The sequence below is a fragment of the Thermatribacter velox genome (assembly GCF_038396615.1).
Taxonomy (GTDB): Bacteria; Atribacterota; Atribacteria; order Atribacterales; family Thermatribacteraceae; genus Thermatribacter; species Thermatribacter velox.
This window is the reverse complement of the sequence record NZ_CP121689.1, coordinates 884,680-908,017: the sequence shown is the minus strand read 5'-3', so window position 1 is coordinate 908,017 and position 23,338 is coordinate 884,680. Positions and strand designations below refer to the sequence as shown.

Below are 23,338 nucleotides of genomic sequence, written 5' to 3'. Positions count from 1 at the left end.
ATCCTATACCCTCCCTCTACAAAAAGCAGGTAACGCTGGTTCCTGACAAAGCGTCTTGCAAAAGACGACCCGCACGGGCTCATCCCTGAAAAGTTCCACTACCATGTTTTTAGTTCTGTGGTTCTCTTGAGGAAGTACACCCACCAGAGTGGACCCGCTACCACTCAAAAAAGCTTTTTCGCAACCAGCCTGATACAGCTTTCTTTTATAGGAAAACAGCTCCGGATAATGTGCAAATACTACTTCTTCAAAGTCATTATGAACATCTCGAAGAAGAGAGTCCTCGCTTTCTACAACCAGAACTTTGTTCCGCTCGTCTTTTTCTCTAAAGCCTTGAGAAGCTCCTACCTTCAGGTCCCATGCCTGATACGCCCAGGCTGTGGAAATACCAAAAGATGGACAAACCAGGACCAGCTCTCTTTGCGGAGGATCGGGGATGGGAACGACGACTTCACCTTTTCCTCTAACCAGAGCGAAAACATAATCACTTGCAAAAAAAGGTACATCGGACCCCAACTGTATCGCAATTTTAACTAATTCTTTTTCATCCAATCCCAGCTTCAAAAGCTTGTTCAAGGCTCTCAAAAGAGTGCCTGCGTTAGAACTTGCCCCACCTAAACCGCTCTGTTGAGGAATGCGTTTTAAAATTTGAATTTCAAAGCAGAATCTTTTCAAAGAGGGTTTAATCTCCCGTATTAAATGCAAAACCTTCATCAAAGGACTGTTTTTATCGGTGGGTATACTCTCTGAACAGGTAACCACATCTTCCAAAGCTGGAAAAACCACTCTCACCTCGTCACCCAGAGATATTTTTTGCATGACAGTAATAATGTTATGATAACCATCAGAGCGCAAAGAACCAATATGCAAACGCCAATTAATCTTGGCATGGGATAAAAAGCGGTATTCAATCACGGCTATGAACCAAAAGCTCTTACTTTACAGGAATTTTCGGAAACAAAGATTCGGAGCAAGTTCTCAAAATGCCCCACATCTCCTCTAACCAAACAACGAACCTCACTTTTTCCAGGATTACTCTCGATAACACCTTCAGTGTCCAGAGCCTTTTGAAGTTCAAGCGCACAGGCCCGCGCTGGGTTTATCAGCATTAATTCTGAATCGTCTCCAAGTAGTTTCTTAAAAAAAGTTTCAATCAGAGCAAAGTGGGTACATCCCAGAATCAAGGTATCCACGTCTAAGGATGTAAACCGCTCAAGCCTCGTTTTTATTTCCTTCCGCCAGAAAGGTGTGTCGAAAGCACCTCTTTCTACCTCTTCGATAAAATCTGGCCAGGCCTCTTCATAGACTGTAACACTGTTATCCAGGCTTTCAAAGAGCCTTGCAAAGCGCTTTGAACGCACAGTGGTTCTGGTTGCCAGAACGCCAACACGCTTTTTGCGTGTTGCAAACGCAGCCTCTCTAACCGCAGGTCGAACAATATCAAAGATGGGGATTGGATACCTTTTGCAAAAATCTTCAAAACAGACAGAGCTCAGCGTACCACAGGCAATGACCAGAGCCTGAACACGCTCAACCCTGGTCAAATACTCGATGATTGGAGACACCAGAATTAAAAGCTCCTCTTTGCTCTTTTCCCCATAGGGAAAATTGGCAGGGTCAGCAACGTAAATAACGTTTCTGACAGGGAAAACCTCTCGTACTGCTTTTACAACACTGAGACCACCAACGCCAGAGTCTATAATACCCAGAGAACTGTTCACAAAGGTTTTCATCTCATTCACCGCTTCAATTTGTGCTGATAAGCCGCTTCTACAAACCCCAAAAAGAGTGGGTGAGGTCGGTTAGGTCGGGAAAGAAATTCCGGGTGGAACTGAACACCCACAAACCAGGGATGATCAGATATTTCGATGATTTCCACTACTCCATATTCCGGGTTGTAGCCAGCCATGGTCATACCCGCCTTTTCCAGAGTAGACACAAACTCGGCATTGAGCTCATAACGATGCCGATGTCGCTCGAAGACTTTTTCTTTACCATAGAGGTTTTTGCTTTTAGAGTCATTGAGCACGCAGAGGTAATTCCCTAACCGCATAGTACCTCCCTTTTCCCTCTTGCTTCGCTGGTCAGGAAGAAGGTCTATTACTGGATAAGGAGTGTCAGGGTCAAATTCTGTGGAATTAGCACCCTTCAGATTAGCAACGTTTCGGGCAAATTCTATAACCGCAGCCTGCATGCCTAAGCAAATACCAAAAAAGGGCACCATATTTTCACGTGCAAAACGTACTGCTTCTACTTTGCCTTCAATCCCTCGTTGACCAAACCCTCCAGGGACCAGTATCGCATCCACTTTTTGAAGACAGTGGAGGTCGCTGTTGACCAGGTTTTCAGCTTCTATGGGTATTACTTTGACCTTCAGGCCGAGATGAGCACCAGCATGTCTCAAGGCCTCACATATACTTAGGTATGCGTCTTTGGAAGCAACGTACTTGCCGACCAGCCCCACACTGACTTCTTCCCGGGAATTCTTAATCTTTTCCACAATCTGAATCCACTCGCTGAAATCAGGATGAGTCTTATGCAGAGAGAGCCTCTCGGTTATTAATTCGCCTACTCCACTTCTTTCTAAGATTAAAGGCACTTCATAAATTGATTCTGCATCGGGAACCGGTATAACAGCGTCTCGCTGAATATCACAGAAGAGAGCAATTTTAGAAATAACTTCTTCGGTAATGGGATAAGAAGAACGACAAACTATAATATCGGGCTGAATACCGATACTGCGTAATTCTTTAACACTATGCTGGGTAGGTTTGGATTTGAGCTCTTTAGCTGCTTCAACGTAGGGTACCAGGGTAACGTGAATATAAAGACAGTTTTCTTTACCCACGTCGTTTTTGATCTGGCGAATTGCTTCCAGAAAAGGAAGACTTTCAATATCTCCCACAGTCCCTCCAATCTCTACGATAGATACTGAAGCAGCAGCTTTTTCACGAAGGGAAAAAATTTCTTCTTTGATTTGATTGGTAATATGGGGGATAACCTGTACCGTGGCACCTAAGTAATCCCCTCTTCGTTCCTTGCTTATAACCGAACTATATATTTTTCCCGTAGTGACATTGCTGGACCGGGAGAGCTCTTCATCTATGAAGCGTTCGTAGTGACCCAGGTCCAGGTCTGTCTCCCCACCATCATAGGTAACAAAAACCTCCCCATGCTGATAAGGATTCATGGTACCTGCGTCCACATTGATATAAGGGTCAAACTTTTGCATGGTTACTTTCAGACCCCTGCTTTTCAAAATGCGGCCTATGGAAGCAGCAGTAATGCCCTTACCCAGGGAGGAAACCACACCACCGGTTATAAATATGTATTTTCCTTTGACCATACTCGTATACCCTCTCTTACATTGTTTGAGGAGCATTTATTCCAAGAATGTCCAGTCCGTTCTGAAGCACAATTTGTGTAGCGCGACACAAAAGAAGCCTGGAATGAGTCAAACCCGGGTCTCCTCTGTCAACTACCCGATAAGAATTGTAAAAGCTATGGAAAAGAGCAGCCAGCTCATGCAGGTAATTGCAAATCATATAGGGTTGTCTGGCTACGGCACTTCTTCTAATCAGTTCCGGGAAATAAGCGATTTTCTTACCAATTTCCCTCTCTTCCAGATTGGAAAACGTTAAAACCTCGTATTTCTCCTCTGGAACTGAAAATCCTTTCTTCTCAGCTTCCCTGAATAGAGAACAAATTCTGGCATGAGCGTATTGAATGTAATAGACGGGATTTTCCATTGATTGTTGCTTGGCTTCCTCAATATCAAAGTCAAGATGTGTTGCCGGGTCGCGCATAAGAAAGTAGTAACGCGCTACATCAACACCAACTTCATCGAGGAGCTTTCGGAGAGGCACAAATTCACCCTGCCGAGTTGACATGCGCTCCGGTTGTCCACCTCTGAGGAGGGTTACAAACTGCACAATAAAAACCTCTAAAAAGTCTTCGGGCAGACCCAGAGCTCTCATAGCAGCCTGCATCCTGGGTATGTATCCATGGTGATCTGCTCCCCAGACATCAATGACCTTGTCAAATTTACGCTCAAACTTGTGATAGTGATAGGCTATGTCAGAAGCAAAATAGGTGGGCAACCCGTTTTCTCTGATTAAGACCCTGTCTTTGTCGTCACCCCATCTTGTGGTCTGCAACCAGAGCGCTCCGTCTTTCTCATAGGTATAGCCTCTCTCCTTGAGGAGAGAAAGTACTCTGTCCACATATTTTTTCTCGTAAAGTTCTCGTTCACTAAACCAGACGTCAAACTCTACCCTGAAACGAGAAAGGTCCTGCTTGATTTCGTCAAGCACGTTGCGCACTGCATATTCTTTTAATACCTGCAGGCGCTGCTCATCGGGATAAGAAAGGACTTCTTTGCCTTTTTCTTCCAGAAATTTTCGGGCAATATCAATAAGATACTCTCCTTGATATCCTTCTTCTGGAAGCTGAGCATCCTCACCTAAGAGCTGGCGCAACCGAGCTTCAAGCGATAAACCCAATAAATCTATTTGTCTCCCCGCATCGTTTATGTAATACTCTTTCTCTACCACAAATCCAGCTTTCTTTAGCAACCTGGAGAGCGCATCACCAAAAGCCGCGCACTTTCCGTGACCGACATGAAGAGGACCAGTAGGATTGACACTTACAAATTCTACCTGGATTCGCTTCCCACTTCCTAAGTCGAGATTGCCATAGTTCTCTTTTTCCTGAAGAGCTTCTTTGAGAAAAGAAAGCACTATGGGGTCATAAAGCAAAAAGTTGATAAAACCGCCCCCGGCTACCTCCACTCTGGCAATATCAGTTAATTCCTTCTCCAAACCTGGAACTATCTTTTCTGCTACCTTAAGAGCGGGCTGTTTGAGCCTTCGCGACAAAAGAAAAGCCGCATTGGTTGCAAAATCACCGTGTCTTTTATCTCTCGCCGGTTCGACGTTAAAAGGCACATCTCCCAAGTTCGGGAAACAATCAGTTATTACTTTTGTAACTTTCTGATGAATTAAATCAGTTATAAGACGGCTCATTCCTTTCACTCCACACCACAAGAAACTCAAATATCCCCAAATTTTTTACTGGCTCATTATATATTTTTTCTCAATCTGCTTCAACAAATCACAAAAAGGTCCAGTCACAACCGCTTAAAAAGCAAAGGCTGCTCGGATGCAACAGTGAGATAAGCGAAAGAAAGATTTCCTCCATTCTGACCCCACCCAAATTCTCCCCGAGCATTGATAGCTATAGCACCGCAAGTAACATTCCATTCCTTGGCCATTTCCATACCTCGATTAACAGCTTCCTGAGGAGAAAGGGTTTCCATCCACTCCGCAATTCTCCTTGCCAGACCCAGCTTGATAATCCCTTCGCCTTCCCCGGTCATAGACACTGCCCCAAACCGGCAGGCATAGGTACCACAACCCGGGATGGGAGAATCACCAACTCTTCCTGGAAGTTGCATTTCAATGCCCCCAGTGGAGGTCCCCGCCGCCAGATGCCCTGTATTATCCAGCACCACTGCGCCCACCGTACCAAGGCCCAGGTCCTTTAACTTTTTTCTGGCCTGTTCCAGATAATAAGCATATATTGAGTTCTGCTCATTGGCCGCCTTTTTCAAAGAATTTTTGAGCGTTTTCACGGTAAGTTCTGACACTGGATTGTAAGACTCAAAACCCAGAAGGCGAGCAAATAAATTGGCACCCTCACCAACCAGCAAAACGTGAGGTGTTTTTTCCATTACTCCTCTGGCCACTGATATAGGATGGCGAATGGCTTTAATCCCCGCTACACCCCCGCAGGAAAGGTCATCCTTCATGATACTTGCTGACATTTCCACCTCACCAAGCAAATTAGGGTAAGAACCAGTACCGGCGTTCAAGTGGGGGTCATCCTCCAGAATTTTTACGGCTTCTTCAACTGCATCCACTGCGTTTCCAGAGGAGAGAAAATCAAGACCTGTCTCGCAAGCCTTAATCAGGGTTTCTTCAATATCTGGAATTTCATCCTTGTAAATACCACCGTGAACAGCGATAGCTCCCTTCTGCAACATACAATTCCCTCCAGCCCAAACGATTACTTTACTTCGCGCACCGAAGACCTGAAAAAAACACGTAGAAAATTATACTGCATTTTAAAAACAACGATTTAAAAGTTTTGAAAAGATTCGACTACATACAATAAACTTTGAAAATAAACCAGCAAAATGATAATATCTCTTTTCAGTAGATGAGCTCAAGAAAAATAATTGACCAGAAAGGTGAACATGAAAGTGATGACGAACCTGCACTATGATGTGATAGTCGTTGGAGGCGGACACGCAGGTTGTGAAGCTGCACATGCAGCTGCCTCCATGGGGCTTAAAACAGCTCTCATCACCATGACCGTGCATGGCATTGCCCTGATGCCCTGCAATCCAGCCATAGGAGGACCTGGTAAAGGTCACGTGGTGAGAGAAATCGATGCTCTGGGAGGGTTGATGGCCCGGGTAACGGACCTGACTACAATCCACATTAAAAAGGTAAACACCGGTAAAGGCCCGGCAGTTCAAACTCTGCGCGCCCAGGTTCAGCGCGACCGTTACAGTATGACCATGAGAGAGTTTTTAGAAAAAAATCCCCATCTCGACCTTATTCAGGGTGAAGTTGAAGAACTGCTTCTCGACGGAGAGGGCAAAATAAAAGGAGTCAGAACCAAATACGGGAGCACATTTTTCGCACCTGCGGTTGTCTTGACCACCGGAACTTTTCTAAACGGCGTTATACGAATAGGAGAACTTAGCTACCCTGCAGGAAGGCACGGCGAATTTCCTGCTTGCGGGCTGAGCGAGTCGCTCAGAAAAATTGGCCTGACACTGGGCAGGTTAAACACCTGTACTCCTCCCCGTCTGGATAGAAGAACCATTGATTTTTCAAAAATGGAAGAGCAAAAAAGCGATGAAGAACCGCTCTGCTTTTCCTTTGAAGGAACTCCCAAAGTATACCATGGTTGTTCGGTATTTATAACCCGCACTACCCGTAAAACCTGTGAAATTATAAAGTCCAATTTTCACCGTTCTCCCCTCCTTTATGTATTCGCTGATTCTTCCCCGGTGAGAGAGTGCCCATCACTTGAAGACAAGGTTTACCGTTTTCCGGACAAGGAAAACCACCTCATTTTTCTTGAGCCAGAAGGGAAAGACACCAATGAAATCTATACTCAAGGAATATTCACGTCACTTCCCGAGGAAGTCCAGTTACAAATCATTCATTCCATCCCGGGACTGGAAAAAGCCCATATTATAAGACCAGGATACGGAATAGAGTACGATTTCGTCTTGCCCACTCAGCTCAAAGCTTCGCTGGAGTGCAAAAAGGTACCGGGCCTCTTTCTGGCAGGACAGATAAACGGTACTTCGGGTTACGAAGAAGCAGCAGGTCAGGGAATAATTGCAGGCATCAATGCCGCTCGCTACGTTCAGGGTAAACCACCCATTATTCTGGGGAGGAATGAAAGCTATATAGGTGTCATGATAGATGACCTGGTTACCAAAGGAGTTGAGGAACCTTACCGCCTGAGAACGGGGAAAGTCGAGTATCGTCTTGCCATCCGCCACAGCAATGCCGACTTACGCCTTGCTCATCATGCTTTCGAAGCTGGAACCATAAGTCGGGAACGATATCAGAGAGTTCAGGAAAAGAAACAAATGATTCAGCAGGAAATTCGCCGCCTTGAGGAAACCTCCGTTTCACCTTCTCCAGAGCTAAATGCTTTGCTGGAGCGAAAAGGGACTGCTCCCATCAAGGAAACTACTCGACTCGCAACCCTGCTCACCAGACCACAGATAAGCTATTTAGATCTGGCCCCCTTTGATCCCCAGAGACCTTTCTTGCCCCCCCAGATTATTGAGGAAGTAGAAATTGAAATCAAATATCGTGGCTATATTGAGCGGCAGCAAAGAACAATAAACGAGTTCCTGCGTCTGGAGAGAAAGGTTATTCCTGGAGACTTTGACTATTCAACAGTCACTGGTCTTTCTCAGGAAGCCAAAGAACGGCTCGAAAAAGTCAGACCCCAAACCCTTGGACAGGCTTCACGAATCCCGGGAGTCACACCCTCTGATGTTCTGGCTCTTTCCATAATACTTGAAAAATATCGGTCCGACAGAGACCATTCCACTACCGGCAGAGCGTAGAGGCCGGTTAGACGCTCTGCCGGTTCAATAAAGCTCCAAATAGCGCTCAATTTCCCAGGGGTGCACAGTATTTTTGTACTCTTTCCACTCTTCTCTTTTTGCTTTCAAGTAATAATCGAGAATGTGGGGTGTGAGCGCATTTTTTATAACCTCATCTTCTTCAAGGAATTTCAATGCCTCTTCCAGGGAAGAAGGAAGGAAGTCTATGCCCCACTCCTCTCGTTCTTTGTCGTTTACCTGGTAAAGATTAACGTTATTCAGGGGCTTCCCAGGATCCAGCTCCCTATCCACACCGTCCATACCAGCAGCGAGTATTACCGAAAAAGCAAGATAAGGATTGCAAGCAGGATCCGGATTTCGCAGCTCAGCCCTGGTTCCCTTGCCTCGTTGTGGAGGAACACGTACCAGAGGACTACGGTTTTTTTCAGCCCAGGCTATATAGACCGGCGCCTCATAACCAGGGACTAATCGTTTATAGGAATTAACCAGGGGGTTGGTAATTGCCGTATAAGCACGAGCGTGTTGCAGGAGACCCGCTATAAACCCTCGGGCTATTTTGCTAAGGCCATCAGGAGATTGAGGGTCATAAAAGAGGTTTTTTTCTTCCTCAAAAAGCGAAAGGTGGGTATGCATGCCTGAGCCAGCAACACCAAAAAAGGGTTTGGGCATGAAGGTAGCTATATAACCTCTACGCAGAGCCAGCGTCTTAACAGCTATTTTCAGGGTGATGATATTATCGGCAATACTCAAAGCGTCTCCATATTCAAAATCAATCTCGTGCTGGGAATGCCCCACTTCATGGTGAGCGGCTTCAATGTTCAGGCCTAACTTTTCCAGAGCAATGACCATATCACGGCGCAAGCCCTCTTCGGTATCCAGAGGTAGAAGGTCAAAATAACTGCCTTTGTCACTGGTCACGATTTTTCCCTCGCTATAGCGGAGAATAAAAAATTCTGCTTCCGTACCCACCTTAAGAGTCCATCTTCTTTCGCTGAGCTTTTCAAGACATCTTTTCAAGTTAGTGCGAGGGCAGCCTTCAAACAGCTCTCCATTGGGCTTTTTGACATCACAAATCATCCTGGCAACTTTTCTCTCCTCTTCCCAGGGCAAGACCATGAAGGTACTGACATCTGGGAAAAGTTTCATGTCTGACTCTTCAATGCGCACGAAACCTTCTATCGAAGAACCGTCGAATCCTACCCCCTCATACAGAGCAACTTCCGCCCTCTTAACGGGGATCTCAACATTTTTCGGTATCCCAAGGATATCGACAAACTGCAAACGTAGAAAATCGATTTTTAGCTCTTTTATCTTGTAGAGCGTTTCCTTCAAACTATCACTCATTCACCATCACTCCTTGAAAAACAGAAGCTTCTCAAAGCTTGTCTTCCACTCTTCTTTCAGTTTTTCAAGTGATTTCTTCCACTGCTCAAGATTTATCTCTGCCTGAACTACTTGCCTTCTCACCTCATCCGGTGCAGTACTACCCAGAGACTTTTTAAAGAGCGGAGACTTTTGCTCATCAAGTCTCTCTTTAAGGGTTTCCTCAAAGAGAGAAGCATATTCACCCAGGTCTTCAGCTCTGAGGGAAGTCAGTTCTCTCCCTTCCTCAAGCATTTTCCTCACTATTCTTCCAACCAGGTGATGAGCTTTGCGGAACGGAACACCTTTTTCAACCAGGAATTCTGCAAGGTCTGTAGCAGTAAGAAAGCCTTTTTTCAGGGCTTGCTCCATGTTTTGTGGCAAAGGTCGCATTCCTGCAACAAGTTTTGCTGCAATATCAAGAGATGACAGTGCCTCTTCGGCACTCCTGAAAAGAGGCTTTTTGTCCTGCTGCAAATCCCTGTTGTAAGCAAGAGGCAATCCCTTCAAGGTGGCAGCCAGGCTGACCAGAGCACCCAGAAATTCGCCGCATTTTCCCCGCAAGAGTTCTGCAAGGTCGGGATTTTTTTTCTGAGGCATGATACTTGAACCTGTGGTCAGGGCTTCGTCCATTTCTATAAATCCAAAAAGAGGGCTGCTCCAAACTACCAGTTCTTCGCTCAATCTGCTGAGATGCACAAATAACGACAGAAGGTCAAAAAGAAACTCCAAGATGAAATCCCGGTCAGAGACCGCATCCATACCATTTTCCTGGACTTTTGGGAAAGCCAGAAGTGAAGCCACATACTCACGGTCTATGGGCAGAGAAGTCCCCGCCAGCGCGCCCGCCCCAAGGGGAAGAACATTAACCCGTTTCAAACTATCCCAGAAACGTTCTATGTCCCGTTCCAGCATATAAAAATAAGCCATCATATGGTAGGCGTAAAGAACCGGCTGCGCTGGTTGAAAGTGAGTAAATCCGGGCATCACCAGGTCTGGATACGCCCTGGCCTGCTCAAGAATTCTTTCCTGCAGGGTTATTATCTTTTCAATCACTACTGCAATCATTTCCCGAAGATAAAGTCGCTCATCAAGTACTATCTGGTCATTCCGAGAGCGTGCAGTGTGCAGCTTGTCGGCAACCTGCCCTTTCAACTCCCGCAAACGGTGTTCCACCAGGCTGTGGATATCCTCGAAGGGAGTAAAGTCTATCTTGCCTTCTTGCAACTCCCGATATATAGACCGCAAACCATCGCAGAGTTCTTCCCGCTCCTGCTGACTGATGATGCCTACCCGCTCCAGCATCATGCAATGGGCAATGCTTCCCAATATATCGAAAGGATACAACCGGTAGTCTTCTCCGATTGAGGTGGAAAAGGCAACGGTTTCAGCATCAGGTTTTCGCTCAAACCTGCCTCCCCAGAGAAAAGTTCCTTCTTTAGTCATGTTCCGCTTCACTCTTTCCGGTCAATCATGGAGTATATTTTGGTAGGCAAGCCCCAGAGTTTAATGAAGCCCTCACTCGCTTTGTGGTCAAAGAGGTCTCCTTTATCGTAAGTTGCCATTGCAAAATCATAAAGTGAGTTTTCCGAACGCCGACCTATCACCTGAAGGCTTCCTTTGTAAAGCTTGAAACGCACTTCTCCAGTTGCCTTTCTGGCTAACTTACTCATAAAAGCATCCAGAGCTTCCCTCAACAGGGAGTGCCATAGACCTTCATAGACGACTTGTGCATACTGCTCCTCAAGATGGGGCTTGAAATGCAACACTTCTCGGGGGAGCACCATGTTTTCTATCTCCCGATATGCCGTCAGCAAAATTAAAGCTGCGGGACATTCGTAGACTTCGCGCGACTTAATGCCTACCAACCTGTTTTCGAGATGGTCTATACGCCCAAACCCGTGCTCGCCTCCCAGCTTGTTCAGTTCTTCAACCAGGTTGAGCAACGAATAGTACTGACCATTTAGAGTTCTGGGTACTCCTTCTTCAAAGCCTATCTCGAAAATCAGGGGTTCGTTGGGAGCTTCAAGCGGGTTTCGTGTCCATTCAAAAACCTCCTCTGGAGGCTCAACCCAGGGGTCTTCCAGCACTCCACACTCAATGCTCCTTCCCCAGATGTTCTGGTCAATGCTGTACGGACTTCCCGTGGTGACGGGAACCGGTATTCCATTGAGATTTGCGTATTCAATTTCCTCCTCCCGGCTCCAGTTCCATATCCGTGCCGGAGCAATTACTTCCAGGGAGGGGTCCAGTGCTGCCACTGATACTTCAATGCGCACCTGGTCATTACCTTTCCCTGTACAACCATGTGCCACATAGCGGGCTCCCTTTTCCCGGGCAATCTTCACCAGATACTCCGCAATCAAAGGCCTGGAAAGCGCTGTAGCCAGGGGGTACTTTTTCTCGTAAACCGCCTGTGCCCAAAGAGCCGGGATAACAAAGCGTTGCAAAAACTCTTCACGTACATCAAAAACAAAGGCTTCTTTTGCACCTACAGCAAGCGCTTTTTTACGTACTTCTTCGAGGTCTTTACCCTGCCCAAGATCCAGAGTAACCGCATAGACTTCTGCATCCATTTGCTCCTGCAACCAGCGAATGGCAACCGAAGTGTCTAAACCTCCCGAATAGGCAAGCACTACTTTTTCTTTACTCATAGCAAACTCGGCACACCCAAATCAGCTTTAAAGGTGGCTGGGTTATTTCTATTCCGCCTCTCAGGTTAGCCTCACCCCAGCAGGCGGTATTCAAGGCTAACCAGCTTTACAGACTAAAATAGAACAATTTAAATACCATGCACAATATTTTATTCCACAAGAGAAGTTTTCAACGCCCAATTAAATTTTATCCAAACCTGACCCACAAGTCCTTACCAGGTTGCCAAAATTTTATCCAGCGCATTGACTACCAGGTCGATATGTTCTTCTTCTATAATCAGAGGAGGCAAAAGTCTCACCACATCATCGTTGCAGGCATTAACAAGTACTTTGCTCTCAAACAACTTCTGCGCTGCCTCTTTAGCCCTACCTGGGATTTCAATACCCCACATGAGCCCAACTCCTCTGACTTCCTTAATCAGACCCGGGTATTTCTTTTGCAAGCCTTCCAGTTCCTTTTTCAGGTAGTCCCCTTTCTCACCCACTTTCTTCAAGAACGATTCCTTACTTACTTCGTCGCAAACCACGCAGGCACTTCTTGCGCACACTGGATTTCCACCAAAAGTGCTACCCTGGTCCCCCGGATGCAAAAAAGGCAGGACCTTCTCATCAAGAAGACAGCAACCAATAGGCAATCCTCCACCTAAACCCTTAGCAAGGGTAACCAGGTCCGGCTTAACTCCAAAATGCTGAAAAGCAAAAAAGGACCCCGTTCTTCCCATGCCACACTGCACCTCATCAAAGATAAGCAGGATATCTTCCCGGTCACATAGCTCGCGCAGGCCTTGTAAAAATTCCTTACTACTCGGATACACCCCGCCTTCTCCCTGAACAGGTTCTACTATAATAGCACACACTTCGTCGTCAAGGATTTCCAGGACACTTTGTAAGTCGTTTAACTTTGCGTAAGCAATACCCAAAGGAAGGGGTTCCAAATCCTGGTGAAATTTTTTCTGTCCGGTTGCAGCAAGTGTCAACAGGGTGCGACCATGAAAGGAACGTTCAAAAGAGATAAACTTGAAGCGTTTTTTGTGCTTCCTGCGACCATAAAAGCGGGCTACTTTCATGGCTACTTCATTGGCCTCGGCACCACTATTCACAAAGAACGCTTTGGAAAGCCCCGAAATTTTGATTAATCGCTCAGCAAGTTCAATCTGGGGCAAGGTGTAGAAGAGATTTGAAGTATGGAGCAGTTTCGCTGCTTCTTCCTGAATCGCCTTAACCAGAGGAGGAAAACTGTAACCCAGCACGTTTACCGCAATGCCTGCCAGAAAGTCCAGATATTTCTCACCCTCCAGGTCAAAGAGATAAGGACCTTCTCCAGAAACAAAGACTACCGGAGAACGGCGATAGACCCCCAGATGGTATTTTTTCTCCTTCTCAAAATAGTACTCGCTGTTCAGCACCATTCGCCACCTCACTTTTTTATCCAGGTACCCCGCAAGTTCCCCCGCTCTAAGTCGCAAGCTTTTCTCAGTTCCCCAAGCGAACCGATGAATACCCTGTTAACCCCACCACAAACTACCCGGCAGGCCATCTCGACTTTGGGAATCATGCCACCTTGAATCACGCCCTCTTTGATAAGGGTCTCGGCCTCGGCAATGGAAAGCTCCTCACAAAGCGAAAAAGGGTCTTCGACCGTACGAAGAACTCCAGGTACATCGGAGAAGAGAAACAGTTCCTCAACACCCAGCGCCTGAGCAAGCCGGCAGGCCGCCCAGTCAGCATTCACATTCAAGCTGTTGCCACTCTCGTCTGCGGAAACCGGCGAAATGATCGGTAGGAATCCCCCCTGCCACAGCGTTTCAATGATTCGCGTATTTACTTCTACGATTTCTCCTACCCTCCCCAGGTCCAGTAGTTTCCCCTCTTTCTCTCTTTGCACTTTCTTTGCAATGAACAGGTTGCCATCCCGACCACTGATGCCACAGGCATTGACCCCCAGGCGGGAAAAACCCCCCACCAATTTCTTGTTGACCAAACCAGAAAGAACCATCTCTGTAATGTCCATATCTTCTTCGGTGGTTACCCTCAATCCATCTACAAAAACCGGCTTACGGTGCATTTTTTCCATAAAAGAAGATATTTGAACTCCCCCGCCGTGAACAAGGGCAACTTGAACTCCTTTTTTGAAGAGCTCTGCCACGGGCTCCAAAAGGAGAGAATCGTCAAAATCTATCCCCTTACCACTTATCTTAAGCACTACTTTCATGCGCAACACCCCGGAAAATCAGGAATAGTGGCTGTTAATTTTGACATAGTCAAAGGAAAAATCACAGGTCCAAACCTGGAAAGAAGCATTGCCAGAACCAAGGTTCAGCAGGACATGAAGCTCTCGATTCTTCATATTTTTTTCAAGCGCTTCTCTGGGAACGTCTATGGCAATGCCCCGTTCCACAAAAAGCTGCCCGTTAATTTCCAGCTTCACCTCCTGGGGAGAGAATTTCGCTCCACAACGCCCTGCAGCAGCAAGGATTCTTCCCCAGTTGGGGTCCTCGCCGAAAAATGCCGTTTTCACCAGCGGTGATTCGGCAATTGCATAAGCGCAGAGGCGAGCATCTTTTTTGCTTCGGGCACCTTGCACCTCCACAGTCACGAATTTGGTTGCTCCCTCAGCATCCCTGACGATATCCTTGGCAAGCTCTCTGGTCAACCAGAACAGAGCCTCCTTGAAAACCGACACCACAGAGTTTCCTTCAGCAATCAGGGGAGTACTACTGGCTCCATTGCTCATGAAAAGCACCATGTCGTTGGTGCTGGTGTCTCCATCCACGGTTATCCGGTTAAAGCTCTGTTCCACAGCCTCGACGAGCAAAGAACGCAGCAAAGATATCTCCAAATCAGCATCAGTAGCGATAAAAGCCAGCATGGTAGCCATGTTGGGTTTTATCATGCCTGCTCCTTTGGCAATACCAGCGATGTGGACCACACCCTGAGGGGTTTCAATCTCTACTGCCCTTTCCTTGGGCATCGTGTCAGTAGTCATAATTGCCAGTGCTGCGTTGTGTCCCGAAGATTGATTGGGCAACAAAGAACGAGCTTCTCTAAGGCCTTGCTTTATCTTTTCCACAGGGAGAAATTCTCCAATCACACCAGTGGAAGCAACGCTCACCCAGCAAAGATCAGGAACACCAAAAATGCGAGCTGCTTCCCTGGCAACTTCCCGGGCATCCTGGATCCCGCGCTCCCCAGTACAGGCATTGGCTATGCCACTGTTCGCCACCAACACCTGGATGGTGGACGCCCTGCTGAGGTGCTCCCTGGTCACTATCACCGGTGCAGCTTGAAAGAGGTTCTGCGTAAAAACTCCCCAGGCCTTGGCAGGAGGGTCAGAGTAAAGGACTGCCAGGTCTTTCTTATCTTTTTTAATACCACATGCCACTCCCTGGGCGTATATTCCCTGCACTGCATCCAAGCCATTCTCTACAGCTCTCCACTCCACTTTCAGCATACCTCCTCAGGGATACAGGATGTTTTCAGGAAGACCAATTCTTTCATCGATACCAAACATGAGGTTCATATTCTGAACTGCCTGCCCAGAAGCTCCCTTAGTAAGGTTGTCAATGGCTGAAATCAGTATCAGCTGCTTATCTACCTTCAAAAAGCCAATGTCAATAAAGTTAGAACCAACCACCCACTTTAGCTCTGGAAAACTACCTGGAGGGAATACTCTTACCCAGAAACGGTCCTGGTAATAGGCTTTAAAAAGCTCAAAGATAGCCTGTTCAGAAACCTCTTTGCGTAATTTTAAATAAATAGTGCTCAAAATGCCCCGTTTCACCGGAAGAAGATGAGGGACAAAGGTAACCCTGATTCTCCTTCCAGAAAGCTCACTCAAGTTCTCTTCCATTTCCGGCTGATGCCTGTGTTTGCCAACACCATAGGCCTTGAAACTTCCATAAACTTCACAAAAGTGAGTGCTTTCCTGGGGTTTTTTTCCGGCACCGCTCACCCCAGACTTGCTGTCTACAATGATATCCTCCTCCACAAGCCCTTCTTTTAGCAAAGGGTAAACCGGAATGATTACTGAAGTCGGATAACAACCGGGATTAGCTACCAATCGGGCTTGTGCTATTTCCTTTCTGTAAATCTCAGGTATACCATACACCGCCTCCCCAAGTGCCAGGGGTTCAAGGTGAGTAATGCCATAGACCTTTTCATAGATTTCCCTGTTTTTAAATCGAAAATCAGCACTCAAGTCGATTACCTTTACCTCAGGACCAAAGAGCTTTAGATAGCTCATGGATTCTCCATGCGGTAGAGCCAGAAAAACTACATCGACTGGAGAAGGTACCCCCTGCTTGCTAAGACTCAAAAACTCAAGCGAAGCTCTCTTTACCCAGGCGGGACAGTATTCCTCTAAACTCTTTTCAGCAAAGCTCTCACTGGAAATCCAGATCACTTCTACCAGAGGATGAGAGTGCAAAATGCGCAAAAGCTCAAGCCCGGTATAGCCACTTCCACCAGCTATTCCCACTTTTATTCTCTCCATCCTGTTATTCCCCCTATTCAAACAAAAAGCCTCGTCGCTCAGGACGAGGCCTATTTAGCGGCAGGAGTACACTGCTTTATGCAGTGCACGGTGCCACCCTGCTTCACTCATATCGGCTAACGGGAAAAACCCCGGGTAAACCTACTTGGGACTGGATATCCCTTTCTTCGGAACCAGCTCTGGGGCTCTAAAGCCTTCTCCCTCAGGGAGGAACCTGTCCACCGCCACGTTCCCTCGCTGTGCCCCTCAGAAGATGCATTCCCCTTCTTTGCCTTTCCTCACTATTCACTTCAGCGTATATTACATTAAAACATCAACTCTGATAAAAATCAAGAAAGACAACCGACTTCTTTGAGAATGTTTTTAAGCTTTTCTTTTTGTTCAGAATTCATGGTGCAGAGAGGCGGACGTACCCACTCGCCACTTTTTCCGATAAGGCTGAGCGCAAATTTTACGGGAATGGGATTGGTGGTTATAAAAATACCCTTGAAAAGTGGGTACAGCTCAAGGTGAATTTTCGTCGCTCTATCAACATCCCCATTCCGAAAAGCTTCAATCATTTCTTTTATCCTTTTTCCAGCCAGGTGAGCGGCAACACTGACTACTCCCTTCCCACCATGAGCAAGGATAGTGAGAGTCATGTTATCATCACCACTGTAGATGGCAAATTCCTGAGGAGTCATTCGCCTCACCAGAGAAAGCTGGTCTACGCTTCCCGAGGCCTCTTTGATAGCCACAATGTTAGGTATCTCAGCAAGTCGGGCTACAGTTTCAGGATTAATGTTGATTCCCGTCCTTGAAGGGATGTTGTAAAGCATAATAGGTATACTCACCGCTTCTGCTATAGCTTTAAAATGCTGGTAAAGGCCTTCCTGCGGGGGTTTGTTATAGTAGGGTGCTACAGCCAGAATGCCATGCACTCCAAGTTTCTCGGCTTCTTTGCTGAGTTTTACCGATTCCCGGGTGTTGTAGCTGCAGGTCCCAGCTATTACCGCTCCACGATCACCCACTTCTTCAAGGGCTACCTCAAAAAGGCGCAGTTTCTCTTCATGAGTAAGCGTAGGTGATTCTCCGGTAGTACCTGAAACCACCACACCGTCTGAGCCGTTACGCATTAGAAAGTCCAGTAGCTGGCGAAAAGCCTGGTAATCAATTTCCAGGTCTTCCTTAAACGGAGTTATCACTGCAGTCAGGAGACTACCCCATTCTCTCATTGTAAAACCCCCTCAGCACAGCTCATCGAGCTGAAACTTGCGGTGCAGGGCTTGAATAGCCCGCTCCATGTCTTTTTCCCACACCAAACAGGAAATGGTCACGTGAGAATCACCGGTCTGCAGGATTTCAATTCCTGACTCCTGCATGGCTTCAACAAGCTGTGCCATCACTCCAGGACGGTCAGCCATTTCAAAGCCTACCAGCGACACCTTGGCACAGGGTGCGTTAATAGTCACCGTAAATCCTGCTTTCTCCAGAATCTCTTTTACCAGAGAAGCACGTTGTTCCTCAACCACGAAAGCGGTGTTGTCAGGAAAAAGATTAATAAGGTCTATGCTGATACCTTTTTGAGCCAGAGAACTGAAAGCACGAAGTTTGTTTTCAGGCTTCTCACCCAGCGGTATCACCACCTGGGCCAATCCGGCACGATAGGCAACGCTGTAAAGGGGGCGCAAACCCGTACCCCGTATACCTCGCTCCACGAGGTATTTTATATCGCAAATGATGGTTCCTTCACCATCGTTGGTAAGGCTACGTACCCTGAGCGGCACCCGATATTCCCGGGCTACGCTCATGGCCTTGTGGTGGATTACCTTAGCGCCCTGCTGCACGATTTCTGCGGCCTCGGTGTAGGTGAGACCCCTGATTATCTGGGCTTCGGGAACGATGCGAGGGTCAGCAGTCATTACTCCTTCTACATCGGTGAAAATATCCACAAACTCTGCCTCAAGTGCTGCGCCCAGAACCACGGCAGTGGTGTCGCTTCCGCCCCGCCCCAGAGTAGTTATATCGCCTTCTTCGGTAACGCCCTGGAAACCTGCTACCACAACCACATAACCTTCCTCAAGGTGTTTTCTGATGCGTTCTGGTTCCACTCGAAGAATTCTGGCGTCTCCAAAATTAGAATCAGTAATTATCCCAGCCTGTCCACCAGTAAGCGCAATCGACCGCAACCCTTCTCTCCTCAAAGCCTGAGCCATGACCACAGTAGAAATGATTTCTCCGCAGGACATCAAAAGGTCCAGCTCCCTTGGTTCTACCTGTGAAAATTCCTCTCTGGCAAGACTAATGAGCGTGTCCGTAGCATAGGGAGAGCCTTTTCTACCCATGGCCGAAACCACAACCACGGGAGAAAAACCTTCATCAAGTGCTTGCTTTATTTTCTGAACCGCTCTTTCACGAAGCTCACGGGTGTGCACCGAAGTACCTCCAAATTTTTGCACCACAATCCTCATTGATTCAATGCCTCCTCTATCCTGCTCATAGCCCTTTCAAGAACCGCGTCAGGAGTGGTTAAAGAAACCCTGACAAAACCCTCACCGTACCTTCCAAAGCCGGTACCCGGGGTAACCACCACACCAGCTTTATCGAGTAAAAAGTTTGCAAAACCCAGAGAGTCAAAGCCTGAAGGAACAGGAATCCACACATAAAAAGTAGCCCTGGGTGGCTTTACTTCTATACCCACTCTGGAAAGAGCGCTCACCACCAGGTCTCTCCTTTTCTGATAAACGGGCAGCAGCCACTTCAACACCTCCTCCGTGCGGGCAAGGGCTTCTACTCCAGCCCACTGGATAGCGTTGAAAATGCCCGAATCCACATTGGTCTTAATCCTACCCAGTGCTTCTACAAGCTTTGCGTTGCCTACCGCAAATCCTATCCGCCAACCGGTCATGTTGAAGGTTTTGGAGAGTGAATGAAACTCAATGGCCACCTCCCTGGCTCCCTCAACTTCCAGTATGGAAGGAGCTCGGTACCCATCAAAGCTGATTTCCGAGTAAGCGAGGTCGTGAGCAATTATGAAGTTATAACGCCGAGCAAGCTCCACCACTTCCTTGAAAAAATCGAGAGAAGCAACTTGAGAAGTCGGGTTATTAGGATAATTAATGAAAATCAGCCGGGTTTTCTCCAGAACTTCCTGCGGGAAACGGCTGAAATCGGGCAGAAAGTCGTTTTCCGGAAGCAAGGGCAATTCCAGTGGAATTCCCCCGGCCAGCATAGTACCTATCTTGTAAACCGGATAACCAGGGTCACTGGCCAGAACTATATCGCCGGGGTCCACCACACACCAGGCAAAATGGGCTATACCTTCTTTGGAACCGATTAAGGAAACCACTTCCCGCTCCGGGTCCAGTTTTACCCCAAAACGGCGCAGATACCACTCAGCCACCGCTTCCCTGAACCTGTAAAGACCCCGATAGGAAGGGTAACGGTGGTTCTGGGGCTTTTGCGCCTCCTCACAAAGCTTCTCGATGATGAAAGATGGCGTTGGTAAGTCAGGGTCACCAATGCCCAGATCCAGTATTTCACGCCCTTTCTGCTTTTCCTCGGCTATTTTCTGCTCAATTTGCGCAAAGAGATAAGGTGGGAGCTTCTTGATACGGGTGGCTACTTCCATACTTTGAGAACCTCCTCGCTTAGCTTTCCTTCAAAAACTTCTTCCGCAGGTCCTTCCATAAAGACATCGCTCTGATTATCGGGCCAGGATACAAGCAGAGTGCCTCCAGGAAGATGAATTTGTGCTTCCCTGTCAAGCACTCCTTTTAAAACACCGGCCACCAGAACTGCACAGGCTCCAGTTCCGCAAGCAAGGGTGGGGCCTACCCCTCTTTCCCATACCTTAACCAGTGCTTCTTTCCTGTTTTGAACCTTTACAAATTCCACGTTGGTCTTGTGAGGAAAAAGGGGGTGTTTCTCGATGCTCTCGCCTACTTTTTCCCAATCCCCAGGCAGGTCAAAAATAACCGCGTGAGGGTTGCCCATAGAAACTGCAGTCAATGCGAAGGTTTTCCCATCTACCTGGAGTGGATAATCCACTACTTGCTCAGCATCAACATCTATGGGAATGAACGAAGCCCTGAGTCTGGGCTTGCCCATGTTCACCTTCACCGCAAGCTTTCCATTGCGTTCGGTAACCCGGGGAACAATAATGCCCGCCTTCGTATCCACAGGAAATTCTCTATCCGCCACCCTGCCCCGCTTCCAAAGATATACAGCAAAACAGCGGATGCCGTTTCCACACATTTCAGCCTCACTGCCATCCGCATTGAAAATGCGCATTGCAAAGGGAGCCCGGTCAGAGGGAGCTACCAAAATCACACCATCGGCACCAACTCCGAAATGGCGGTCGCACACTCTTTTCGAAAAAGAAGCTATATCCTTCACACCTTGCAATTCTTTCCACTCAAAAATCACAAAGTCATTGCCCAGACCGTGCATTTTGACAAAGCGCATTTCATTCACCCTCAAGGCCCAGTATTGGCTCCAGACCGAAAATAAAATGCTTTTTACTCACCGCTTCTTTTACAGCCATGATTACTCCCGGCATGAAGGAAGCTCTGGACAGCGAATCATGTCTTATGGTCAGAGTTTGCCCTTCATCGCCAAAAATAACTTCCTGATGTGCGACCAGCCCGGGCAGGCGAATACTGTGCACCCGAATTCCGTTTACCAGAGCACCCCTTGCCCCGGGATAGAGTTCCTCACTTTGGGAAAGCGCTTCACCCTCAACTTTTGGGATTGAAAGCGCCGTCTTTACGGCTGTTCCCGAAGGAGCATCTTTCTTCTGGGGGTGATGCATTTCAATGATTTCTACCCCACGCATGAACTTCGAGGCAATGCGAGCAAAATACATCATTAAAACCGCGCCAATGGCAAAGTTGGGAGCCACCACACAACCTGCATGTCCTGCTTCACTGGCCTGGCGTAAGCGTTCGACTTCCTCTTCCTTGAGGCCAGTCGTTCCCACAACCAGTGAGATTCCTTTCTGCAAGCTTTCTAGATAAACCTCTAAATTTTCGCGAAAAGCCTGGGCGTGGGTAAAATCGATTATCACCTCTGGAGAAGTATCTGTCAGGGCCTTTTTGAGCTTACTTTCTATCACCACACCTATCTTTCCCACTCCAGCAACCTCTCCAGCATCCCTGCCTACTTCGGCAACGTCACAAGCACCAACCAGGGAAAGCTGCTCATCCCTGGTTACCGCTTTAACTATCTCTTTCCCCATCTTGCCCGCTGCACCGGTCACCAAAACTCTTATTGATGACATACGTCTTTCACCCCTGCTTTCTTTAATCTCCAGGGAGAACGTCCCGTCTTATCAGGTCACTCAAACTTTCCGGCCTCACTACAAGCTTAGCTTTACCATCTTTCACGAACACCACGCCAGGACGGGGAATCATGTTGTAATTGGAAGCCATAGTGTGGTTGTAGGCACCGGTTCCCTCCACCACCAGGATGTCCCCCGGCAACACCCGGGGAAGCTCAATTTCAGGAATAATCACGTCTCCAGACTCACAGCACTTTCCCACCACTGACACCCTTTCCCGGCTCCGGTCATGCATCCGGTTGGCTACCAGAGCCTGATAGCGAGCACCATAAAGCACAGGGCGGGGGTTGTCGGTCATTCCCCCATCAACGGCGACGTACTTTTTAATGCCTGGAATCTCTTTGACGGTTCCCACCCTGTAAACCGTGTTGCCTGCTGTGTTCACAATGGAGCGTCCTGGCTCAACAATGAGCCGGGGAAGCGGAAAAGAGTGCTCTTCACACCACGCACGTACTTTCCCAGTTATAGCCTCAACGTACTCGCTAATGGAGGGAAACTGGTCTTTCTGCTCATCAAGATACGGGACACCAAGCCCTCCTCCCAGGTCCAGTTCTTCCAGAAGAAAATCTGTCTCCTTCCAGAACTGGAACATAAATTCAAGCATAACCTCACAGGCTTTCAAAAAGGGTTCCAGGCTGTCAATCTGCGAACCAATATGACAGTGAACACCTCTGAGTTCAAACTGAGGGAAAGCAAGGGCCTTTTTCATTACTTCTCTGGCGACTCCTCCCACAATGGGCAACCCAAACTTGCTATCGATTTTCCCAGTGGTGATGTACTGGTGGGTATGGGGGTCAATGCCCGGGGTTAGTCTGAAAAGGAGGGGCAGTTTTCCATTACGGTAGTTCTTCGCTTCTTCAATCAGAACTTCAAGTTCTGCTTCGCTGTCCACCACCCAGCGCCCTATTCCTTCCCGCAGGACCAGCTCCCGTTCCTGAGCGGTCTTGTTGTTGCCGTGAAAAATAATCCTGTCTGCAGGAAAACCGCTTGAACGGGCAATATAATACTCTCCCCCAGAGACGACATCCAGGAAGAGCCCTTCCTCAGCCACCATGCGGCACATGGCAGAACAGATGAAAGCCTTGCTGGCATAAGCAACAGCATAGTCAGGATAAAGACGCTCAAAGGACTGCCGGTAAAAGCGCATGTTCTCTCGGAGCAAGGTTTCGTCAAAGAGGTAAAGGGGAGTCCCAAATTCCTGGGCCAGCTGGACAACATCACATCCCCCAATTACCAGATGGCCGTGTTCGTTTATCTCCTTTTTACCCAGCATTGTCCCAACCCTCTCTAAGGTTTTTGCCTTTCTTAACATAAGACGCGCCAATTGTCAACGACGATGAGAAACC

General features: G+C 47.5%; 19 protein-coding genes. 1 reads left to right on the top strand and 18 read right to left on the bottom strand.

Annotation, left to right across the window (positions count from 1 at the left end; genetic code table 11):
• Nucleotides 1-3: 3 nt before the first annotated feature.
• The 5 genes from ispE to QBE54_RS04505 form a co-directional block, all read right to left on the bottom strand.
• Nucleotides 4-915 (bottom strand): 4-(cytidine 5'-diphospho)-2-C-methyl-D-erythritol kinase, encoded by a 912-nt coding sequence (gene ispE / locus QBE54_RS04525; RefSeq protein WP_369019160.1) that lies wholly within the window; start codon nucleotides 913-915, stop codon nucleotides 4-6.
• A gap of 2 nt (nucleotides 916-917) precedes the next feature.
• A complete protein-coding gene (murI, locus tag QBE54_RS04520; RefSeq protein ID WP_369019159.1) occupies nucleotides 918-1,733 on the bottom strand; it encodes a glutamate racemase in 816 nt (271 codons plus the stop codon).
• Nucleotides 1,734-1,738: 5 nt separating this feature from the next.
• Nucleotides 1,739-3,346: a CTP synthase gene (locus QBE54_RS04515; protein WP_369019158.1), complete on the bottom strand. Its 1,608-nt coding sequence runs from the start codon at nucleotides 3,344-3,346 to the stop codon at nucleotides 1,739-1,741.
• A 16-nt stretch (nucleotides 3,347-3,362) separates the two neighbouring features.
• On the bottom strand, nucleotides 3,363-5,024 hold the full coding sequence (gene argS / locus QBE54_RS04510) for an arginine--tRNA ligase (protein WP_369019157.1): 1,662 nt from the start codon (nucleotides 5,022-5,024) through the stop codon (nucleotides 3,363-3,365).
• A gap of 104 nt (nucleotides 5,025-5,128) precedes the next feature.
• Nucleotides 5,129-6,043 (bottom strand): isoaspartyl peptidase/L-asparaginase family protein, encoded by a 915-nt coding sequence (locus QBE54_RS04505; protein WP_369019156.1) that lies wholly within the window; start codon nucleotides 6,041-6,043, stop codon nucleotides 5,129-5,131.
• A 222-nt stretch (nucleotides 6,044-6,265) separates the two neighbouring features.
• On the opposite strand from QBE54_RS04505, the gene mnmG reads away from it, so the two are divergent.
• Complete coding sequence (gene mnmG / locus QBE54_RS04500; RefSeq protein WP_369019390.1) at nucleotides 6,266-8,164, top strand: tRNA uridine-5-carboxymethylaminomethyl(34) synthesis enzyme MnmG; 1,899 nt, start codon at nucleotides 6,266-6,268, stop codon at nucleotides 8,162-8,164.
• Between the two features lie 24 nt (nucleotides 8,165-8,188).
• On the opposite strand, the gene glnA is transcribed toward mnmG, so the two are convergent.
• The 13 genes from glnA to lysA form a co-directional block, all read right to left on the bottom strand.
• A complete protein-coding gene (gene glnA, locus QBE54_RS04495) occupies nucleotides 8,189-9,508 on the bottom strand; it encodes a type I glutamate--ammonia ligase (protein WP_369019155.1) in 1,320 nt (439 codons plus the stop codon).
• Between the two features lie 6 nt (nucleotides 9,509-9,514).
• A complete protein-coding gene (gene argH / locus QBE54_RS04490; protein ID WP_369019154.1) occupies nucleotides 9,515-10,972 on the bottom strand; it encodes an argininosuccinate lyase in 1,458 nt (485 codons plus the stop codon).
• Between the two features lie 8 nt (nucleotides 10,973-10,980).
• The gene (locus tag QBE54_RS04485; RefSeq protein WP_369019153.1) at nucleotides 10,981-12,180 is read right to left on the bottom strand and encodes an argininosuccinate synthase; all 1,200 of its coding nucleotides are present in this window, start codon (nucleotides 12,178-12,180) and stop codon (nucleotides 10,981-10,983) included.
• A 212-nt stretch (nucleotides 12,181-12,392) separates the two neighbouring features.
• Entirely contained in the window at nucleotides 12,393-13,586 is a 1,194-nt protein-coding gene (locus tag QBE54_RS04480; RefSeq protein ID WP_369019152.1) for an aspartate aminotransferase family protein, read from the bottom strand.
• An 11-nt stretch (nucleotides 13,587-13,597) separates the two neighbouring features.
• Nucleotides 13,598-14,392, bottom strand: coding sequence for an acetylglutamate kinase (gene argB / locus QBE54_RS04475; protein WP_369019151.1), 795 nt, complete (start codon nucleotides 14,390-14,392; stop codon nucleotides 13,598-13,600).
• Between the two features lie 18 nt (nucleotides 14,393-14,410).
• The gene (gene argJ / locus QBE54_RS04470; protein ID WP_369019150.1) at nucleotides 14,411-15,631 is read right to left on the bottom strand and encodes a bifunctional glutamate N-acetyltransferase/amino-acid acetyltransferase ArgJ; all 1,221 of its coding nucleotides are present in this window, start codon (nucleotides 15,629-15,631) and stop codon (nucleotides 14,411-14,413) included.
• A 6-nt stretch (nucleotides 15,632-15,637) separates the two neighbouring features.
• The gene (argC, locus tag QBE54_RS04465; RefSeq protein WP_369019149.1) at nucleotides 15,638-16,672 is read right to left on the bottom strand and encodes an N-acetyl-gamma-glutamyl-phosphate reductase; all 1,035 of its coding nucleotides are present in this window, start codon (nucleotides 16,670-16,672) and stop codon (nucleotides 15,638-15,640) included.
• A 329-nt stretch (nucleotides 16,673-17,001) separates the two neighbouring features.
• Entirely contained in the window at nucleotides 17,002-17,886 is an 885-nt protein-coding gene (gene dapA, locus QBE54_RS04460) for a 4-hydroxy-tetrahydrodipicolinate synthase (RefSeq protein WP_369019148.1), read from the bottom strand.
• 12 nt (nucleotides 17,887-17,898) lie between these two features.
• Complete coding sequence (gene dapG, locus QBE54_RS04455) at nucleotides 17,899-19,122, bottom strand: aspartate kinase (RefSeq protein ID WP_369019147.1); 1,224 nt, start codon at nucleotides 19,120-19,122, stop codon at nucleotides 17,899-17,901.
• Nucleotides 19,119-20,282 carry an LL-diaminopimelate aminotransferase gene (locus QBE54_RS04450; protein ID WP_369019146.1) on the bottom strand — a complete coding sequence of 388 codons (1,164 nt, stop codon included), beginning with the start codon at nucleotides 20,280-20,282 and terminating at the stop codon, nucleotides 19,119-19,121. Before QBE54_RS04450 ends, dapG begins: the two co-directional genes overlap by 4 nt.
• Complete coding sequence (gene dapF / locus QBE54_RS04445; RefSeq protein ID WP_369019145.1) at nucleotides 20,273-21,118, bottom strand: diaminopimelate epimerase; 846 nt, start codon at nucleotides 21,116-21,118, stop codon at nucleotides 20,273-20,275. Before dapF ends, QBE54_RS04450 begins: the two co-directional genes overlap by 10 nt.
• Before the next feature lies 1 nt (nucleotide 21,119).
• Entirely contained in the window at nucleotides 21,120-21,932 is an 813-nt protein-coding gene (gene dapB, locus QBE54_RS04440) for a 4-hydroxy-tetrahydrodipicolinate reductase (RefSeq protein WP_369019144.1), read from the bottom strand.
• Between the two features lie 22 nt (nucleotides 21,933-21,954).
• Nucleotides 21,955-23,265, bottom strand: coding sequence for a diaminopimelate decarboxylase (gene lysA / locus QBE54_RS04435; protein WP_369019143.1), 1,311 nt, complete (start codon nucleotides 23,263-23,265; stop codon nucleotides 21,955-21,957).
• Nucleotides 23,266-23,338 lie beyond the last annotated feature (73 nt).